The sequence below is a fragment of the Novosphingobium sp. genome, from assembly GCF_027489515.1.
In the GTDB taxonomy this organism is placed as follows: domain Bacteria; phylum Pseudomonadota; class Alphaproteobacteria; order Sphingomonadales; family Sphingomonadaceae; genus Novosphingobium.
In genome coordinates this window covers 1-15739 of sequence record NZ_JAIXZS010000080.1, presented here as the reverse complement: position 1 = coordinate 15739, position 15739 = coordinate 1, and the positions used below count along the sequence as shown (strand labels likewise).

Below are 15739 nucleotides of genomic sequence, written 5' to 3'. Positions count from 1 at the left end.
TGGCGCTCGCTGCCTTCCTCGGTGCGCAGCAGGGTGAGCGCGGCGTGGCTCTTGTGCGCGCCGCTGGTCCACACCTTCTGGCCGTTGATGCGCCAGCCTTCGTTGGTCTTCTTCGCCGAAGTGCGCACGCTCGCAAGGTCCGAGCCTGAACCCGGTTCGGAGAGGCCGATGCAGGCGTAGATCTCGCCGCGCGCCATGCCCGGCAGATACTTCTCGCGCTGCGCCTCGGTGCCGTAGCGCAGGAGGAGCGGCCCCGTCTGGCGGTCAGCGATCCAGTGGAGACCGGCAGGCGCGCCCGCTGCGAGCAGCTCTTCCAGCACGACATAGCGTTCGAGCATCGTGCGCTCGTGCCCGCCATACTGCTTGGGCCAGGTCATGCCGAGGAGGCCGGCGCTGCCGAGCGCCTTGGAAAACTCCTCGTCGAAGCTGAACCAGCAGTTGGCGCGCAGTTCGATCGGCCAGCGGGCTTCGTGGCTAGCCACAAGGTCGCGAACCTGTTGGCGCAGGGCGGGAATGTCCCCCTCGGGGAGGAACGGATGGAGCGGGAATATTTGCATCGCTGCCGTCACTATGGCAGCGCGCGGGCCATCGCAATCGCAAGATTGCCAATTGACGACCATATGGAGACGCCCAGAGGGGCAATTGGGAGAGTAGCCAAGATGACCACCCCGTTCCTGCACGAAGAGCGCCGCGGGCGCGTCGCCATCCTCACCATGGACCGCGCGGAATCGATGAACGCGATCGGCACGCTGGAAGATTGCGACAACATCGTCGACACGTTCTTCCGCCTCTCGAACGACCGTTCGGTCAGCGCCATCGTGTTGACGGGCGCGGGCCGCGCCTTCTGCACCGGCGGCAACATCAAGGGCATCCGCGACCGCAAGGGCATCGGCCCGCTCGATCAGCCCGATTCGACCGCCGCGAACTACCGCCGCGGCGTCCAGCGCGCGACCCGCGCCATGCTTGATTGCGAAGTGCCGATGATCGCCGCGATCAACGGCCATGCCATCGGGCTTGGTCTCGATCTTGCCTGCGTGTGCGATCTGCGCGTGGCGGCAGACAGCGCCAAGATGGCAGCGAGCTTCATCAAGGTCGGCATCATCCCCGGCGATGGCGGCGCGTGGACGCTGCAGAAAATCGTCGGCTATTCGAAGGCGGCGGAACTGTTCCTGACGGGGCGCACCTTTGACGCGGCCTATGCGCAGAGCATCGGTCTTGTCGGCGATGTCGTGCCGGCGGACCAGCTGATGGAGAAGGCGGTTGCGCTCGCCGAGGAAATCGCCGCCAACAGCCCGCGCGCCCTGCGCCTGACCAAGCGTCTGCTGCGCGAGGCCCAGCATGGCCGCGCGGGCGACGTGCTCGAGCTTTCGGCCGCGTTCCAGGCGATCGTGCACGAGACGGCGGACCACAAGGAAGCCGTCAACGCGATCCTCGAAAAGCGCGCACCGGTGTTTACGGGGGATTGATTTGTCGGGTGAGGCCGCCTTCATCGCCGCGTTGCGGGGCCTGGCCACCCACCCCGCGGCGCGCGGCCTTGCCGATGATTGCGCGGTGCTGGAGGTGCGCGGGGAAACGCTCGTCCTCACCCACGACATGATGGTCGAAGGCGTCCACTGGCTCCCCGGGCAGGATCCGGCGGATGTCGCGTGGAAACTTCTCGCCACCAATCTGTCGGATCTAGCGAGCAAGGGCGCCGAGCCGCTCGGCGTCCTGCTCGGCTATACCCTCGCGGCAGACAACGCCGGCTTTGCTGGAGGGTTAGGCGCAGCGCTCGCCCACTTCGGCGTCCCGCTACTGGGCGGGGATACCGTGCGAAATCCCGGTCCCCAGACGCTCGGGCTCACGGCGCTTGGCCGCGCCACGCACCTGCCCGTCCCCTCGCGCAGCGGCGCGCAGGCGGGGGACGGCATCTGGATCACCGGTCCGGTCGGAGGGGCGATGCTCGCCTTCGAGGCGCTTCGTGCCGGTAACACATCGGCGGACACATCCGCTTACCGCCGCCCCGTTCCGCGTCTTGCCGAAGGCCGAGCGCTGGCGCCGCTCGTCACCGCAATGATGGACGTCTCGGACGGTCTTCTCCTCGATGCCACCCGCATGGCAGAAGCAAGCGGCGCAACCTTTGCGCTCGATCCCAGCGCGATGCCCCTCCCCGTGGCGCTGCCGCCGGAACGCCGCCGCGATGCGCTCAGTTGGGGTGACGACTACGAACTGCTGTTTACACTTCCCGCCGGCATCCTGCCGCCCTGCCCGGCACATCGCATTGGCACCGTCACGCCGCGCGCCGATGCGCCGCTGCTGCTTGGCGGCGCCCCGCCTGAAGGCCCGCTCGGCTACGAACATTGCTGAAAAATCACACGCAAAGGCTTGCGGCGTGAAAATTATGCACTAGCCTCCCGCCCGACCCGCGAACGACGGGGACCGGCTGAAACAGCACGGTAAAACAAGGGGGTGTCTGAAGTGAGTTTAACCGTAACCGCAATAGCCTTGGGGCTGCTGGCCATTGTCTATGGCTTCATCACCAGCCAGCAGGTGCTCGGCGCCGATGCCGGCAACGCCAAGATGCAGGAAATCGCCGCGGCGATCCAGGAAGGTGCCCAAGCCTACCTTCGCCGCCAGTATACCACGATCGCAATCGTCGGCGTTGTCGTCGCCGTCATCGTCGCCGCTGCGCTTGGAACGATCTCGGCCGTGGGCTTCGTGATCGGCGCGGTGCTTTCGGGCGTCGCCGGCTTCATCGGCATGAACATCTCGGTCCGCGCCAACGTGCGCACCGCGGCCGCCGCGCAGAAGGGCCTGCAGCAGGGCCTCACGCTCGCATTCAACGCGGGCGCGATCACCGGCATGCTCGTGGCGGGCCTCGCACTCCTCGCGATCGCGGTGTTCTTCTGGTATCTCACCGGCCCCGCCGGCTACACCGTGAACGGCACCGACCGCACTGTCGTGCAGGCGCTTACCGCGCTTGCCTTCGGCGCCTCGCTCATCTCGATCTTCGCGCGTCTGGGCGGCGGCATCTTCACCAAGGCTGCTGACGTCGGCGCCGACCTCGTCGGCAAGGTCGAGGCCGGGATCCCCGAGGATGACCCACGCAACCCCGCCGTGATCGCCGACAACGTGGGCGACAACGTGGGTGACTGCGCCGGCATGGCCGCCGACCTGTTCGAGACCTATGTCGTCACCGTCGGCGCCACCATGGTGCTCACCGCGCTGCTCCTCAAGAGCGCGCCCAACCTGCTCGATCTCATGGCCATGCCGCTCCTGATCGGCGGCGTGTGCATCGTCACCTCGATCATCGGCACCTACTTCGTCCGCCTCGGCGGCGGCACCAACATCATGGGCGCGATGTACAAGGGCTTCCTTGTCACCGCCGTGCTCTCCGTTCCGGCGATCTGGTGGGCCATTGCCCACAGCCTCGGCGGCGACATGGAAGCGTCCATTGGCGGGGAAGCCTACAACGGCCGCATCCTGTTCTACTGCGCGCTGCTCGGCCTTGTCATCACCGGCCTCATCATCTGGATCACCGAGTACTACACCGGGACCAACTACCGCCCGGTGCGCTCGATCGCCAAGGCTTCGGAAACCGGCCACGGCACCAACGTGATCCAGGGCCTTGCGATCAGCCTTGAATCGACCGCCATGCCCACGCTGGTGATCTGCGCCGGCATCATCATCGCCTTCAAGCTCGCCGGCCTCATGGGCATCGCCTATGCCGCCACTGCGATGCTGGCGCTGGCCGGCATGGTCGTCGCGCTCGACGCTTACGGCCCTGTCACCGACAACGCCGGTGGCATTGCCGAAATGGCCGGCCTCGACGATTCGGTCCGCGAGAAGACCGACGCGCTCGACGCGGTGGGCAACACCACCAAGGCCGTCACCAAGGGCTATGCGATCGGTTCGGCCGGCCTTGCCGCGCTGGTGCTCTTCGCTGCCTACACGACCGACCTGCGCGAGTTCTTCCCCGATCTCCAGGTCTCGTTCAGCCTCGAAAACCCCTACGTGATCGTCGGCCTCCTGCTCGGCGCGCTCCTGCCTTACCTTTTCGGTGCGATGGGCATGACTGCGGTGGGCCGCGCCGCGGGTGACGTGGTGAAGGACGTGCGCGACCAGTTCCGCGAAAATCCCGGTATCATGACTTACGAGACGAAGCCCGACTACGCGCGGACTGTCGATCTCGTGACCAAGGCCGCGATCAAGGAAATGATCATCCCGTCGCTGTTGCCGGTGCTCGCGCCGATCGTGGTCTACTTCGTGATCGCCGCTGTCGCGGGCCAGGAGAACGGCTTCGCCGCGCTCGGCGCGCTGCTCCTCGGCGTGATCGTCGGCGGTCTCTTCGTCGCCATCTCGATGACCTCGGGCGGCGGCGCGTGGGACAACGCCAAGAAGTACATCGAAGACGGCCACCACGGCGGCAAGGGCAGCGATGCCCACAAGGCTGCGGTGACGGGCGACACCGTCGGCGATCCCTACAAGGACACCGCCGGTCCCGCCGTCAACCCGATGATCAAGATCACCAATATCGTCGCACTGCTGCTGCTCGCAGCTTTGGCGGCGCAAGCTGGACATTGAACCAGCATTGACGTGCAAAGCCTCGAAGCCCCTCCCTTACCGGAGGGGCTTTTTTTGTGTCTCAGGGCGCTTCCCAATACGGCGGATCGCCAAAGCTGCGGCGCAGGCAATCGCCGAGCGCGCGGATCTTGGCAGAAGCACCGTGGTCGCGCGGATAAGTCAAAAACAGTTCGGCGCCTTCGGCAGGCCATCCGGGGTTCACTTCGACCAGCGCGCCTCGCCGCACCTCCTCGTGGACGAAGAAAGTGGGCAGCAGCGCAAGCCCAAGCCCTGCCAGCGCCGCATCGCGCATGACCAGCCCATTGTTCACTCTGAGCGCCGGCTGCGGTCGGATCACCGTCCAGCCCTGCCCGGCCGCAAAGCGCCAGTCGCCCGAGCGGTTGGCATAGAGTATCCCGCGATGCGCCTCGAGATCGGCAAGGCTCCTCGGCACCCCATGGGCGGCTAGATAGTCGGGCGCCGCCACCAGCAGGCGGCGGCTCGTGGCAAGGCGCCGCGCGATCAGTCGTCCATCCCCGATCGCGCCATGCCGCAGCACCGCATCGAACCCGCCGGTCGCCGCATCGACAAAGGCATCATCAAGTTCCAGCGAAAGCTCGATATCAGGGTGATCCTTGAGGAACCGCGCCAGCGCCGGCCCCAGATGCAGCGTGCCGAACCCGACCGGCGCCGAGAGCCGCAGAGGCCCGGCGAGCTTGCCGCTGCTGGCATCAAGCTCTGCCGCGGCCGCCTCGGCCTCCCGCAGGATCCGCTGCGCGCGGGGCAGGAACGTCTCGCCGCTGTTGGTCAGTGCGAGGCGGCGGGTGGAGCGCTGGATCAGCGTCGCGCCAAGCGTGCGCTCAAGCTCGGCCAGTCGCTCGCTGACCACGGACTTGGCCAGCCCCAATCGCCGCGCCGCCGCACTGATCGAGCCGGCATCGACCGTTGTGACGAACGCGGCAACCCCATCAAGCTTGATCATTGTTCGGCTTTTCCGTCAGCTTGAATCCAGATCCGGCGGCTAGTGCGAACGATGCATCATCGGCATCTTCAGGTCCAGCAGAGGGTCATGGACGCACCGGATTATCGGATGCTGCCAAATCGGACCCGCTCAAGACCAGGAGAATGATCATGACTGACCTTACCGCAAAGAACGTCCTCATCCTCGGTGGCAGCCGGGGCATCGGCGCCGCAATCGTGCGCCGCTTTGCCGCCGGCGGGGCCGCCACCGCCTTCACCTACGCGGGATCGCGCGATGCCGCAGAGGCGCTCGCCACCGAGACCGGCGCCGTAGCGATCCAGGCCAACAGCGCCGACCGTGACGCGCTAGCTGCCACGATCGCCAGCCGCGGTGCGCTCGACGTGCTGGTGATCAACGCCGGCACACTTGTCATGGGCGATCCGCTGACGCTCGATCCCGATGCCATCGACCACATGATCGACGTCAACATCCGCGCGCCCTACCACGCTGCAGTGGAAGCCGCGCGGCGGATGAACGAAAACGGGCGCATCATCGTGATCGGCTCGGTCAACGGCGACCGGATGCCCTTCGCGGGCGGAGCGGCCTATGCCATGACCAAGTCCGCCGTCCAGGGCATGGTGCGCGGCCTCGCCCGCGATTTCGGGGATCGCGGCATCACCGTGAACAGCATCCAGCCGGGGCCGACCGATAGCGACATGAACCCCGCCGAGGGGCCGATGGCTGCTATGATGCACAGCTTCATGGCCATCAAGCGCCACGCCCGGGCCGACGAAATCGCCGAACTCAGCGCCTATCTCGCCGGTCCGCACGGCGCGATGATCACCGGTTCGCTGCAAACCATCGACGGCGGCTTCGGCGCCTGATCGGCTCTCTGATGATCGCGGCGGCGGCGCTAGCCGCAGCGCCTTCCGCCGCGATCATGCCGGGCTGAGAACCCACCGCTTGCCGTCAGAGCGCGGCGAGTGCGCGCGAAACGAGACTTTCCAGATCGCCATCATGCGCGAAACCGGCGCGCTCCGCCGCCGGGGTTTCAAGCGGCGGTTGCGCGCCGAACATGGCTTCAAGCGCGGCATCGGGCGCGTAAGTGACGAGCGCTTCGGAGACGCCGCACTGCCGGGCCACCTCGGCGGCCAGATCGCCCATCGTGATGCGCAGCGCCGGCAGTGTCACCGCGCGGGTCGGAGGCATGAGCGCGGCATCAAGCACCAGCGCATGGGCAAGGTTCGCCGAGCAGCGCGTGCCCGATTGCGCCCAGATCGTGGCGCGCGCGGAAACCGGGCAGACAAACGGCGCATCGGCCCTCAGCGCATGGAACAGGTCGCTTATAAAGGCGGACTTGAGGCCCGATGGCCCCTTGGGCCGCGCGAGAATGCCCGGCAGCCGCACGGTAACCCCATCGATCAGGCCGCGGTTGGAGAGCATCGCCACCGCTTGCTCCATCATCGCCTTGTGCCCGCCGTAGATCATCCTGGGCGAGAGCGGCGTCATATCGTCGACCTGCGGCGGCATGGGATCGCCGAAGACCGCGATCGAACTGGCAAACACGACCCGCAGTCCGGGGCTCGCCTCCGCCGCTTCGAGCAGCAGATCGTACATCGCATCGACATTGATGCGGCGCGAGGCGGCAGGATCGGCTTCCGCCGCGCCGCCGGGCACCGTGACAAGGTGGATCAGCGCCCTGCACCCCTTCGCCAGCGCCGCCGCGCGCGTCGCCGGATCGCCGAGATCGCCGGCAACCACGCGGGCGCCCGCCGGAATGCCGTCCGCCATGGTATCGAGTCCGACAACAGACTGGCCCGCCGCGAGCAGCTGCCGCACCAGATCTTGCCCGACAAAGCCGCCGGCACCGGTCACCACGATGGTCATCCGTGCCCTCTAGCAAACTGCGGGGCGCAGGCGCAGCCCCCAAAGTCTGCCGAAGTGGCTGCCGGTCTCAGGCGATGCCCTGCTTGCCGGGCGAAAGGATATGGTTGGGATCGAGCGCCTGCTTGAGCCGCGCATTGAGCGCGCGGTTTGCCTCGCCATATTGCTGCGCGACGAGGTCCATCGTGTTGACCCCAGTGCGGTAGCTCGCCCAGCCGCGCGCGCCGAAGCGGGTGATCATCTCGCGGATGCAGTCGTCGGCCTTCTTCTCCTCGGCGGGATCTTCCTTGTCGTACTGGATGAAGATGAGGTGGTGCAGCTCGCGCCCGCCGATGGCGTAGGCCACCGAATAGTCGAAGCCGTAGCGTCCGAGGATTTCTCTCGCGAGCTGCGTCTGCTGCTGCGTCTCCACGCCCTTGGCGGGCGCAACCGGCGCAAAGCACACCATGCCCCCGCCGCGCCAGCGCATGATCCCCTTTTCCTCGAGCGTGAGCTGGCCGCTCATCAGGTTCTTGTGGTGCTCGAACCACAGGTTGCCGGCCATTTCCTTCTCGGTCAGGACCTCGCCGCCAGAAGCTTCGAATGCACGCCGCACGATGGGTTCGATGGCTGCGATGATCTCGTCGGTGCCATAGAGCGCGAAATAGGTGTTCCACATGCCGAGGCCGTGCTTCCTCGCGAAATCGCGCACGACATCCTCGGGAATGCTTTCAGGCTTGTCCCACAGCTCCTCACGCCGGTGGAACATCGCGATCTGGTAGGCCGCGCCCATCATCAGCACGACATTGGGGATGAGGTTGCTCATCCGGAACGGCCGCATCGCATCGACGATCTTGGCGACATCGGCCATCTCACCATGCCGCACCATGAACGGCTTGAACGCGGGCGGTCTCGGCATCAGCCAGAAGCCCAGCTTGGTGACGACGCCGAAGTTCGATTGCGTGAAGATGCCGTCGACATAGGGCCCGTAACCCCATTTGAACGCCTGCCACGTCGTCGAATTCGGCACGCTGCCCATGCCGGTGCGCACCAGCGTGCCATCGGCCAGCACCACTTCCATCCCGCACTGCATGAAGAAGTGGTCGCCATAGGGTGTATAGCCCACGCCGCGCTCCAGCGTGTTGCCCACCGGCGAGACGATCGGGCCCACCGTCGGCACATCCAGCCAGTACGGCAGGTTGTTCGCCTCAAGGTAGTCGTGGAGGTCCTGGTAGGTCACCCCCGGCTCGACCAGCGCAGTTCCGAGCTCGGCATCGATGTGGATGATCCGGTTCATCCGCTTGAGATCGAGGACCATCTGCCCGCTGCTCGCCGGCGTCGCGCAGCCGTAGCCCATGTTCTTGCCGGTCGAGACCGTCCAGAGCGGGAGCTTGTACCTGTTGGCGATCTTGAGGATGGCCTGCACTTCCTCGACCGACCCCGGTGCCACCGCACCTGATGGCACATGTTCGTGCCGGGGATCCGGCGTCGAACTCTTGGCATAAGGCAGCGTGCTTTCCGGGTCCGCAAAGACCCAATCCGCCCCCACCACCGCGCGCAGTTCCGCGACGGCTGCGGCAAAGGCGCCTTTGTCCAGATGCGCGGGCAGCTGGCGCGGCCCGTCGAGCGGCGAGGCCATGGCTCCGGAACCCATCAGCGCGGCTCCCACCGCGCCGGTGCGGATGAGATCGCGGCGCGTGAGCCCCGTCATTGGTCATGCTCCTTCGGATCGGCCTTCGCGGCCTTGAGCCAAGCGGCAAGCGCGCCAAGCTCGGCATTGCTGATTTCGGTGGGCCGGAACGCGGGCATCGCGCGCTGACCGCGCCGCACGATCGCGGTGGTCATCTCGGTCGGGATCGCGCGTCCGCGGATCACCGGCGCCACGTGCTGGCCGTGGCAATAACCGCAAGTCTTCGCATAGACCACCGCTGGCGCGCGCGGCGGCGGCGGCGGTGTTTCAGCGTTCGCCTGGGGCCCCGCTGTCAGGCCGAACGCCAGCGTGGCCGCTGCCAGGCGCAGCCGTCCCGCATTCCAACGCATCCCGTTTCTCCCGTCGGCGCGTTCCCGTTCTGCGCTCAGCCGGGCACGCATCTGAAATCCGAAATGGTGTCAGATCGGGATCGGGATAAATTCAATCTTGCATAACGTCAAATTGATTCAACTGGCGGCGGGAATAGCAGCTCCGGCAGCGGACGGCGGGCAATTGCATCGGCATCGCCCGGCGCCACGCCCAGCCCGACAAGGATCAACGCGACCACCTCCTCGGCATAGTCCGCCCCGCGCTCCTCGCGCAGCATGGTCGAAATGGCGGCAATCGTGGTGCCGAGCACGGCGTCCCGGCCCAGCGCGGGGTCGGTGATCGAAAGCTGACCCGCTGCGATCGCGGTGGCGACGGTCTGCTCGGCCTCGCGGAAGGTCTCGGCGCCGAAGATGATGCCGTTGGCGCTGAGATTGATCATCGAGCGGCCCCAACCCGGCACCTTGCGCACCCGGTCGAGGTAGAAGCGGATCGCGACCGAAATGCGCTCGCGCGGGTCGGCCAGTGTATCAAGCGTGTGACTCACGGCGGTGAGGAAATCGTGGGTGACCTCATAGGTGACGGCATCGCGCAGCTCGGCCATGCCCGAGAAGTGATCATAGAAGGTCGCGCGCGTGATCCCGGCGCGCTGCGCCACATCCTCGATCCGCGAATGGAGGCCGTCATCCTCGCCGAACAGTTCGAACGCCGCGGCAATGATCTTCGCGCGCGTCCTCGCGCGGCGCTGCCGTCCGAGTTCCAACCTGCGCGACTTGTCTGACCTGCCGTCTGCCACACACCACCTGGCTCATCTGCAGGGGCTGCCATAGACGAAACCGGCCCCGCGCCAAATCCGATTGGCGGCGCCTCTTCAGTCAGCCCCCAGCTTCGCCCACGCCAGCCCGGCGAATTCGCACAGTAGCGGGCGTGTATCGCGCGGGTCGATGATGTCCTCGACGCCGTAATGCTCGGCCGTGCGGAAGGGCGAGCGCACCCGGTTCAGCCGTTCACGGATCAGCGCGAGATGCGCCGCCGGGTCATCGGCTGCTTCGATCTCGGCCTTGTAGGCAACCTCGATCCCGCCCTCGATCGGCAGGCTCCCCCAATCGCCTGAAGGCCAGGCAAAGCGGTACTGGAAGGCATCCGCATTGCTCATTGCGCTCCCTGCGATGCCATAGGCCCGCCGCACGATGACCGACGCGAGCGGCACCGTCGCGCGGTAGATCGCGTTCATCGCCTGCACGCCGTAGCGGATGGTGCCGCTGCTTTCTGCCGCAAGACCGATCATGAAGCCGGGATTGTCGACGAGGTGGATGATCGGCAGGCGGAACTGATCGGCCAGCTTCACGAAGCGCTCGACCTTTTCCGAAGTGCGCGCTTCCCACGATCCGCCCAGAAACGTGGGGTCGCTGGCGAGCAGCGCCACCGGCCAGCCGTCGAACCGGGCAAAAGCGGTGATCGCGGCGCGGCCCCACTGGCGGCCCATCTCGAACACGCTGCCCTTGTCGGCCAGCGCCTCGGCCACCCGGCGCATCGAATAGACCTGCTTGGGATCGCGCGGGACGGCAGAAAGCAGGAACGCCTCGCGCCGGTCGACGGCATCGTGGGGTTCGGTGCGAGGCGCATGCTGGCCGACGCGGCTGGGCAGGTAGGAGAGGAACCGCCGCGCCCGCTGGAACGCTTCTGCCTCGCTCGCCACTTCCTCGTCGACCACGCCGTTGCGGGTGTGGATCACGCTGCCGCCAAGGCTTTCCTTGTCGCTCGCCTCCGCGCCGGTCTGCCCTGGCAGCGCATCGACCACTGCGGGGCCCGCCGCGAAGACCTGCGAGAGGCCCTTGACCATGATCGAATAATGGCTCGCCACCAGCCGCGCCGCACCCATGCCCGCGGTCGGCCCGAGCGCGAGCGCGACCACCGGCACACTGTCGAGATTGCGCACGACATCGGACCAGGCAGGGGTCGCCGGCACATAGGTCGCGCCGATTTCCTCCAGCGTGCGCACCGAACCGCCGCCGCCAGTACCATCGATCATGCGGATCAGCGGAATGCCCAGCGAATGCGCCATTTTCTCGCACTGGGCGAACTTGCGGTGGATCGCGGCATCGGCCGCCCCGCCCCGCACGGTGAAATCATCCGCCGAGGCCACCACCGGGCGGGCTTCGATATTCGCACGGCCGAAGATCAGGTTCGAGGCGCTGAGGTCGACGAGATTGCCCTCGGCATCATAGTGCCCCTTGCCGGCAATCTTGCCGATCTCGCGGAACGATCCCGCATCGACAAGCCCGGCAATCCGCGCCCGTGCATCGAGCTTGCCGCGTCCGTGCTGGCGCGCGACCTTCTCGGCCCCGCCCATCTTCTCGGCCATCGCCTCGCGCCGGCGCAGTTCATCGATCTCGGCTTGCCATGTCATCGTGCATGCTCTCCCGCCCCGCGATGTGGCATGTTGCGGGCTCCGGTGGAAGAGATCAGGTCGGCCAAGCCCTCGATCGAGCACGCTTTGCGGGCGTCGCGTCACAAACGCGAATTCGTACTCCGGAAGGTCAGCAGCGGCCTCGAATCTTCAAGCGAACATGCAAGCTAGCAATTGTCCCCTCGCCTCGATCTTGCGCACGGCCTCCAGCACTTCGGGGGGCTCAGTATCGGCAGACTGAGTAGCCCTTAGATTTCTGGACGTCTCGCTAACACCAGATCTGGGATTTGGACCAGCAGAGTTCCAATCTCAAATTCCCATCTCGAAGGGCACCACCTTTGTGAACGTGCGCTCAAGTTCGCGATGCGTTTCAACCTCCTACGGCTTCACGATATGCTTGGGCTGACCCGCCGCCTGCCCTCTGCCAGCTGCCGCTCCAAGCCGTTCCGTCACCTCCAGCGCCGAAGTTTTGTCGCCGGGACTGCGGCCGATCCCCATTCTGACCTTGTCGCGCTTGTCGACGATCAGGGTCAGCTTGTTGCGCAGACGTGTGATGGTGACCAAGAAGTTGCAGGCAGAAAGCAGCATGCGCGTTCGGCTGTCCATGTTGAGATCAACAGTTCTGACAGCGCTTTGCTTGCGACACTGGACAGCCCGCGCATACCGCAGCGGGTATTCGGATCTCGAGCGGCAGGTTCCGTTCCGCATCGACACGATATCGGAGGCAGGGTCGGTTGCGAAACAATTCATGGCAGCTCAGGTGCTGCTCCTCGCAGAGGACGGCAAGCTGTCGCTGGACGATGACATCCGCAGATACTTGCCGGAGATGCCGGTCTACAATCGCCCCGTGACAATCTATCACCTGCTTCATCATATCAGCGGAATAAGAGAGTACGGCACGCTTCTTGCGCTCAAGGGATACCCTCGTTTCTATCGCACTGTTCATGACAATGACACGGCCTTTGCCTTGATTGCAGGGCAACGCAGCCTGAACTTCGAACCAGGTGACCACTTCGAATACAACAACAGCAACTATGTCCTCCTCACCCGGATCGTTGAACGGGTCAGCGGAATGTCGGCAACAGAGTTCGGCAGGCAGCGCCTCTTCAAGCCTTTGGGGATGACTGCGACCAGTTGGCGCAACGATGCGAGGACCCTCGTTTCCGGCCGGGCCATGGCATATCGACCGGCGGCTGCAGGCTACGAACTGTTCATGCCGACGGAGAATACATATGGACATGGCGCCCTGCTAACGACAGTGGCGGATCTGGAGCGCTGGAACACTGCCTTGATCTCGGGCGCGCTCTCCGACTTCGTAACCCGGCATTTGCTCGCGCCTGGACAGCTCAATGATGGCAGCACGCGGCCATATGGCAGCGGAATCATCCTCTCGGATCGCTCGGGGCAGCCTGTCTTTCACCACGGCGGCATAACCGCAGGATACTATGCCGAGCTTTGGGCCCTTCCTCGATCCCGGATCTCGATCGCTTTGCTTTGCAATGCGAATGTCGCAAACTTTGCCGAACTGGCGGGCCAGGCGGCAGATGTGGCAATGGGCTTGCCCGCGCAAAAGCCGGTGGCCGCGTCACCAATGAAGCCGCCTTCTGCTCCCGAGACAACTGCTCTTTTCCGCTCGGCAGGCGGGGAATTGGTTTCGGTCGGGCGATCTGGCGAAGTCACAGTGGTCGATCTCTTTACGCGCGGCGGCCCGATCGGGTTCTCCGGATCTGGAAAGGCGCTGCTCGCGAGCACCCCTCTCGGGCGGGCGGACTTGACGTGGGTTTCGGATGACAGGCTGCTCCTAGCGATCGAAAACAGGGAGACGATGCGATTCGAGAGGGTTGCCCCGGCACCAGCCAAGCCGCTCACTCAAGGCCGATACCTTAGCCGCGACCTTCGCACCCATTTCCAGCTGTCGCGGGACGCCAACGGATACCGCCTCGACCTTGAGGACCCGGATGCGCCGGATCAGGTGACCTTCCGGCTCCAGTGGCTGACGGGCGAAAACTACCGAGCGCTGGTCACGTCCCGGAGCGGCGCCTTGCGCGACGACATGGTCATCACCTTCGATCAAAAGCTCCAGCGGACTACCGGGTTCTCCATGTCCTCGGTGGCCGGCCTGCAGGGCGTCGATATGCTGAAGTTCGTCAGGACTAGTGAATAGATTTCAAAATCAGGCAGAGAAAATACATGCCCACTGAACCTTCGAATATAACCGAGATGACACTCAGCAGCGGTCAACTCGATAGCTATCTGGCCCGGATTGGCATCGACCGACCCGTTTCACTTGATATTCATGGATTGTCGGAACTGCACCGCGCCCACCTTATGAGTTTTACGTGGGAAGCTCTTGATGCCTTCATGGGCTGGCCCTCATCCGTGACAACTGCAGCCGCCTTCACAAAGATGGTGGTGGGCAGGCGAGGGGGCTGGTGCTACGAGATGAACGGGCTATTCGGCGCGGCGCTCACTGCATTAGGGTTCAGGGTTACTCGCCTCTGCGGGTGCGTTGACCGACCCAAATTGGGGGATATTGCGATAGGCAATCACCTGACGCTGCGTGTTGACCTGGATCGCCCTTATCTCGCCGAAGTTGGCGTGGCGGATGCACTTATTGAACCCGTTCCCATCGCTCCTGGCGCCGTCCACCAACGGGGCTTCGACTTCGCGATATCCGAGACACCGGACGGTTGGATGCGTTTCCACAATCATGCCCACGGGATCGCGCGGAGCATGGATTTCAAAGCTGACTACCAGAACGAAGCAGCGATGGTTGGCATGCATGACTGGTTGATGCGCGACCCGGCGTCACCATTCACAAACGCTTTGGCGGTCTTCCGGCATACATCCGACGGCTATGTCAGCCTCCAGAACGACGTTTTGCGGAAGATAACGGCTGTCGGCCTGTGCGAAGAACGCCTCGATAGCGCTGATCAGCTCGAAGATCTGTTCGAAACCGTGTTCGATCTTGTCGTCCCGGAACCCGACCGAGTCTGGGAACGCGTTGTGGCGATCCGACATCAATTGACGGCCTGAAAAGTAAAGATCGCAGGGTCATGGAGATTGCAACATGAGGATAATTTTCAAGCTTTTTGCAGCTTTGACAGTTCTTTCTGCACAGCCGCTTTTGGCACAGGGAAATGGTTCAACGATGGCTGACACCGTTCGCCAACTGCGGATCACAGCAGATCAGATGGAAGGCAAACTGCCTGCCGAAGATATCGCCGAAATGCGACGCTCGGCCGACGAGCTCGAAAAAGAGTACCGTAAAGGCGCATTCAATCCGTTGCCGGTGCGCGCGGCTCCCGAGGACGTTGCCGGGCGCATAGCGGCAGAGCACAACGGCAAGGTCGACTGGCTGGATCAGCATCCGGCCTGCGTCGGCTACGGGTGGGAAAACTACCGAACTTTCCGCCTCAACAGCGGCGATCGCGATGATGATCGCAACATTTTGTGCCAGCGAGCTTTCGGGCATCTTGCTGCCTACTTCGCTCAGCAAAGAAGTGGCGATTTTGTGGCATCGCGGAGTTCGCTCGCAGCCTACGACAAAGCCGCCCATGAGGCAGTCGACTTCTTCGAGCGCCGCTGATGCATGAACGGATAGTCTGGTTCACGCTCTTGTAAATCACCAGCCATCTGATGAGAGGTCTGATTCAAGCTCCGTGTGGAGAGCTGAGGATGAGCCAGCGTCATCACGAACTGCCGGGTTCCGCGTGGACGGTGATTGAACCGTTACTGCCAAACAAGCTGCGCGGGGCGCTCGCTGGGTGGGCTGACGATAAACATCCATGCGCTTGTCGACGCTGCGCGAACTGCTGATGGAGTTGCGCTAGAGCGTCGTGCGTTTAATCTGCAACGTATCCTGCTGCCTTGAGGTAGTTCCAGCATTCGTCTGGATGGTAGAGTTCGCAGATTGATCCGACGGCCTTCCACAGGGCATCGACTG

General features: G+C 64.6%; 15 protein-coding genes and 1 pseudogene. 7 read left to right on the top strand and 9 right to left on the bottom strand.

Annotation, left to right across the window (positions count from 1 at the left end; translation table 11 throughout):
* On the bottom strand, positions 1-557 hold a 557-nt coding region (locus tag Q0082_RS14050), incomplete at its 3' end, for an acyl-CoA dehydrogenase family protein (protein ID WP_298193716.1).
* Between the two features lie 102 nt (positions 558-659).
* Here Q0082_RS14050 and Q0082_RS14045 point away from each other — a divergent pair.
* From Q0082_RS14045 to Q0082_RS14035, 3 genes are all read left to right on the top strand, one after another.
* The gene (locus Q0082_RS14045; RefSeq protein ID WP_298193714.1) at positions 660-1466 is read left to right on the top strand and encodes a crotonase/enoyl-CoA hydratase family protein; all 807 of its coding nucleotides are present in this window, start codon (positions 660-662) and stop codon (positions 1464-1466) included.
* A gap of 1 nt (position 1467) precedes the next feature.
* Positions 1468-2346 carry a thiamine-phosphate kinase gene (thiL, locus tag Q0082_RS14040; protein ID WP_298193712.1) on the top strand — a complete coding sequence of 293 codons (879 nt, stop codon included), beginning with the start codon at positions 1468-1470 and terminating at the stop codon, positions 2344-2346.
* Positions 2347-2457: 111 nt separating this feature from the next.
* Positions 2458-4563, top strand: coding sequence for a sodium-translocating pyrophosphatase (locus tag Q0082_RS14035; RefSeq protein WP_298193710.1), 2106 nt, complete (start codon positions 2458-2460; stop codon positions 4561-4563).
* A gap of 61 nt (positions 4564-4624) precedes the next feature.
* Here the strand turns inward: Q0082_RS14035 and Q0082_RS14030 are convergent, their stop codons facing one another.
* Positions 4625-5524, bottom strand: coding sequence for a LysR family transcriptional regulator (locus tag Q0082_RS14030; protein ID WP_298193708.1), 900 nt, complete (start codon positions 5522-5524; stop codon positions 4625-4627).
* A 149-nt stretch (positions 5525-5673) separates the two neighbouring features.
* Here Q0082_RS14030 and bdcA point away from each other — a divergent pair, with 149 nt between their 5' ends.
* Positions 5674-6387 carry an SDR family oxidoreductase gene (gene bdcA, locus Q0082_RS14025; RefSeq protein WP_298193705.1) on the top strand — a complete coding sequence of 238 codons (714 nt, stop codon included), beginning with the start codon at positions 5674-5676 and terminating at the stop codon, positions 6385-6387.
* 85 nt (positions 6388-6472) lie between these two features.
* Here bdcA and Q0082_RS14020 read toward each other — a convergent pair whose 3' ends face one another.
* The 6 genes from Q0082_RS14020 to Q0082_RS13995 all read right to left on the bottom strand — a co-directional run bounded on the left by Q0082_RS14020 (position 6473) and on the right by Q0082_RS13995 (position 12357).
* The gene (locus tag Q0082_RS14020) at positions 6473-7390 is read right to left on the bottom strand and encodes an NAD-dependent epimerase/dehydratase family protein (RefSeq protein WP_298193703.1); all 918 of its coding nucleotides are present in this window, start codon (positions 7388-7390) and stop codon (positions 6473-6475) included.
* A gap of 67 nt (positions 7391-7457) precedes the next feature.
* The gene (locus Q0082_RS14015) at positions 7458-9077 is read right to left on the bottom strand and encodes an FAD-binding oxidoreductase (protein WP_298193700.1); all 1620 of its coding nucleotides are present in this window, start codon (positions 9075-9077) and stop codon (positions 7458-7460) included.
* Positions 9074-9406, bottom strand: a complete 333-nt coding sequence (locus Q0082_RS14010; protein ID WP_298193697.1) for a cytochrome c — start codon at positions 9404-9406, stop codon at positions 9074-9076. Before Q0082_RS14010 ends, Q0082_RS14015 begins: the two co-directional genes overlap by 4 nt.
* 107 nt (positions 9407-9513) lie before the next feature.
* Positions 9514-10146 carry a TetR/AcrR family transcriptional regulator gene (locus Q0082_RS14005; protein WP_298193694.1) on the bottom strand — a complete coding sequence of 211 codons (633 nt, stop codon included), beginning with the start codon at positions 10144-10146 and terminating at the stop codon, positions 9514-9516.
* 108 nt (positions 10147-10254) lie between these two features.
* Positions 10255-11793 (bottom strand): carboxyl transferase domain-containing protein, encoded by a 1539-nt coding sequence (locus Q0082_RS14000; protein ID WP_298193692.1) that lies wholly within the window; start codon positions 11791-11793, stop codon positions 10255-10257.
* Between the two features lie 378 nt (positions 11794-12171).
* Positions 12172-12357 carry a hypothetical protein gene (locus Q0082_RS13995; RefSeq protein WP_298193689.1) on the bottom strand — a complete coding sequence of 62 codons (186 nt, stop codon included), beginning with the start codon at positions 12355-12357 and terminating at the stop codon, positions 12172-12174.
* Between Q0082_RS13995 and Q0082_RS13990 the strand changes: the two genes are divergently transcribed.
* Genes Q0082_RS13990 through Q0082_RS13980 form a run of 3 tightly spaced genes read left to right on the top strand, consistent with a single transcriptional unit; the run spans position 12347 to position 15382 of the window.
* Positions 12347-13957: a serine hydrolase domain-containing protein gene (locus Q0082_RS13990; RefSeq protein WP_298193718.1), complete on the top strand. Its 1611-nt coding sequence runs from the start codon at positions 12347-12349 to the stop codon at positions 13955-13957. The two genes, Q0082_RS13995 and Q0082_RS13990, sit on opposite strands and share 11 nt — an antisense overlap.
* Before the next feature lie 56 nt (positions 13958-14013).
* Complete coding sequence (locus tag Q0082_RS13985) at positions 14014-14829, top strand: arylamine N-acetyltransferase (RefSeq protein ID WP_298193687.1); 816 nt, start codon at positions 14014-14016, stop codon at positions 14827-14829.
* A gap of 34 nt (positions 14830-14863) precedes the next feature.
* Positions 14864-15382, top strand: coding sequence for a hypothetical protein (locus Q0082_RS13980; RefSeq protein WP_298193685.1), 519 nt, complete (start codon positions 14864-14866; stop codon positions 15380-15382).
* Between the two features lie 256 nt (positions 15383-15638).
* Here Q0082_RS13980 and Q0082_RS13975 read toward each other — a convergent pair.
* Positions 15639-15739 (bottom strand): annotated as a pseudogene (locus Q0082_RS13975) (IS630 family transposase); the annotation flags it as partial.

Coding starts and splice junctions, on each gene's coding strand:
- Q0082_RS14045 (WP_298193714.1), top strand. CDS start 660: ATGACCACCCCGTTCCTGCACGAAGAGCGCCGCGGGCGCGTCGCCATC.
- Q0082_RS14030 (WP_298193708.1), bottom strand. CDS start 5,524: ATGATCAAGCTTGATGGGGTTGCCGCGTTCGTCACAACGGTCGATGCC.
- bdcA (WP_298193705.1), top strand. CDS start 5,674: ATGACTGACCTTACCGCAAAGAACGTCCTCATCCTCGGTGGCAGCCGG.
- Q0082_RS14020 (WP_298193703.1), bottom strand. CDS start 7,390: ATGACCATCGTGGTGACCGGTGCCGGCGGCTTTGTCGGGCAAGATCTG.
- Q0082_RS14015 (WP_298193700.1), bottom strand. CDS start 9,077: ATGACGGGGCTCACGCGCCGCGATCTCATCCGCACCGGCGCGGTGGGA.
- Q0082_RS14010 (WP_298193697.1), bottom strand. CDS start 9,406: ATGCGTTGGAATGCGGGACGGCTGCGCCTGGCAGCGGCCACGCTGGCG.
- Q0082_RS14000 (WP_298193692.1), bottom strand. CDS start 11,793: ATGACATGGCAAGCCGAGATCGATGAACTGCGCCGGCGCGAGGCGATG.
- Q0082_RS13990 (WP_298193718.1), top strand. CDS start 12,347: ATGGTGACCAAGAAGTTGCAGGCAGAAAGCAGCATGCGCGTTCGGCTG.
- Q0082_RS13985 (WP_298193687.1), top strand. CDS start 14,014: ATGACACTCAGCAGCGGTCAACTCGATAGCTATCTGGCCCGGATTGGC.
- Q0082_RS13980 (WP_298193685.1), top strand. CDS start 14,864: ATGAGGATAATTTTCAAGCTTTTTGCAGCTTTGACAGTTCTTTCTGCA.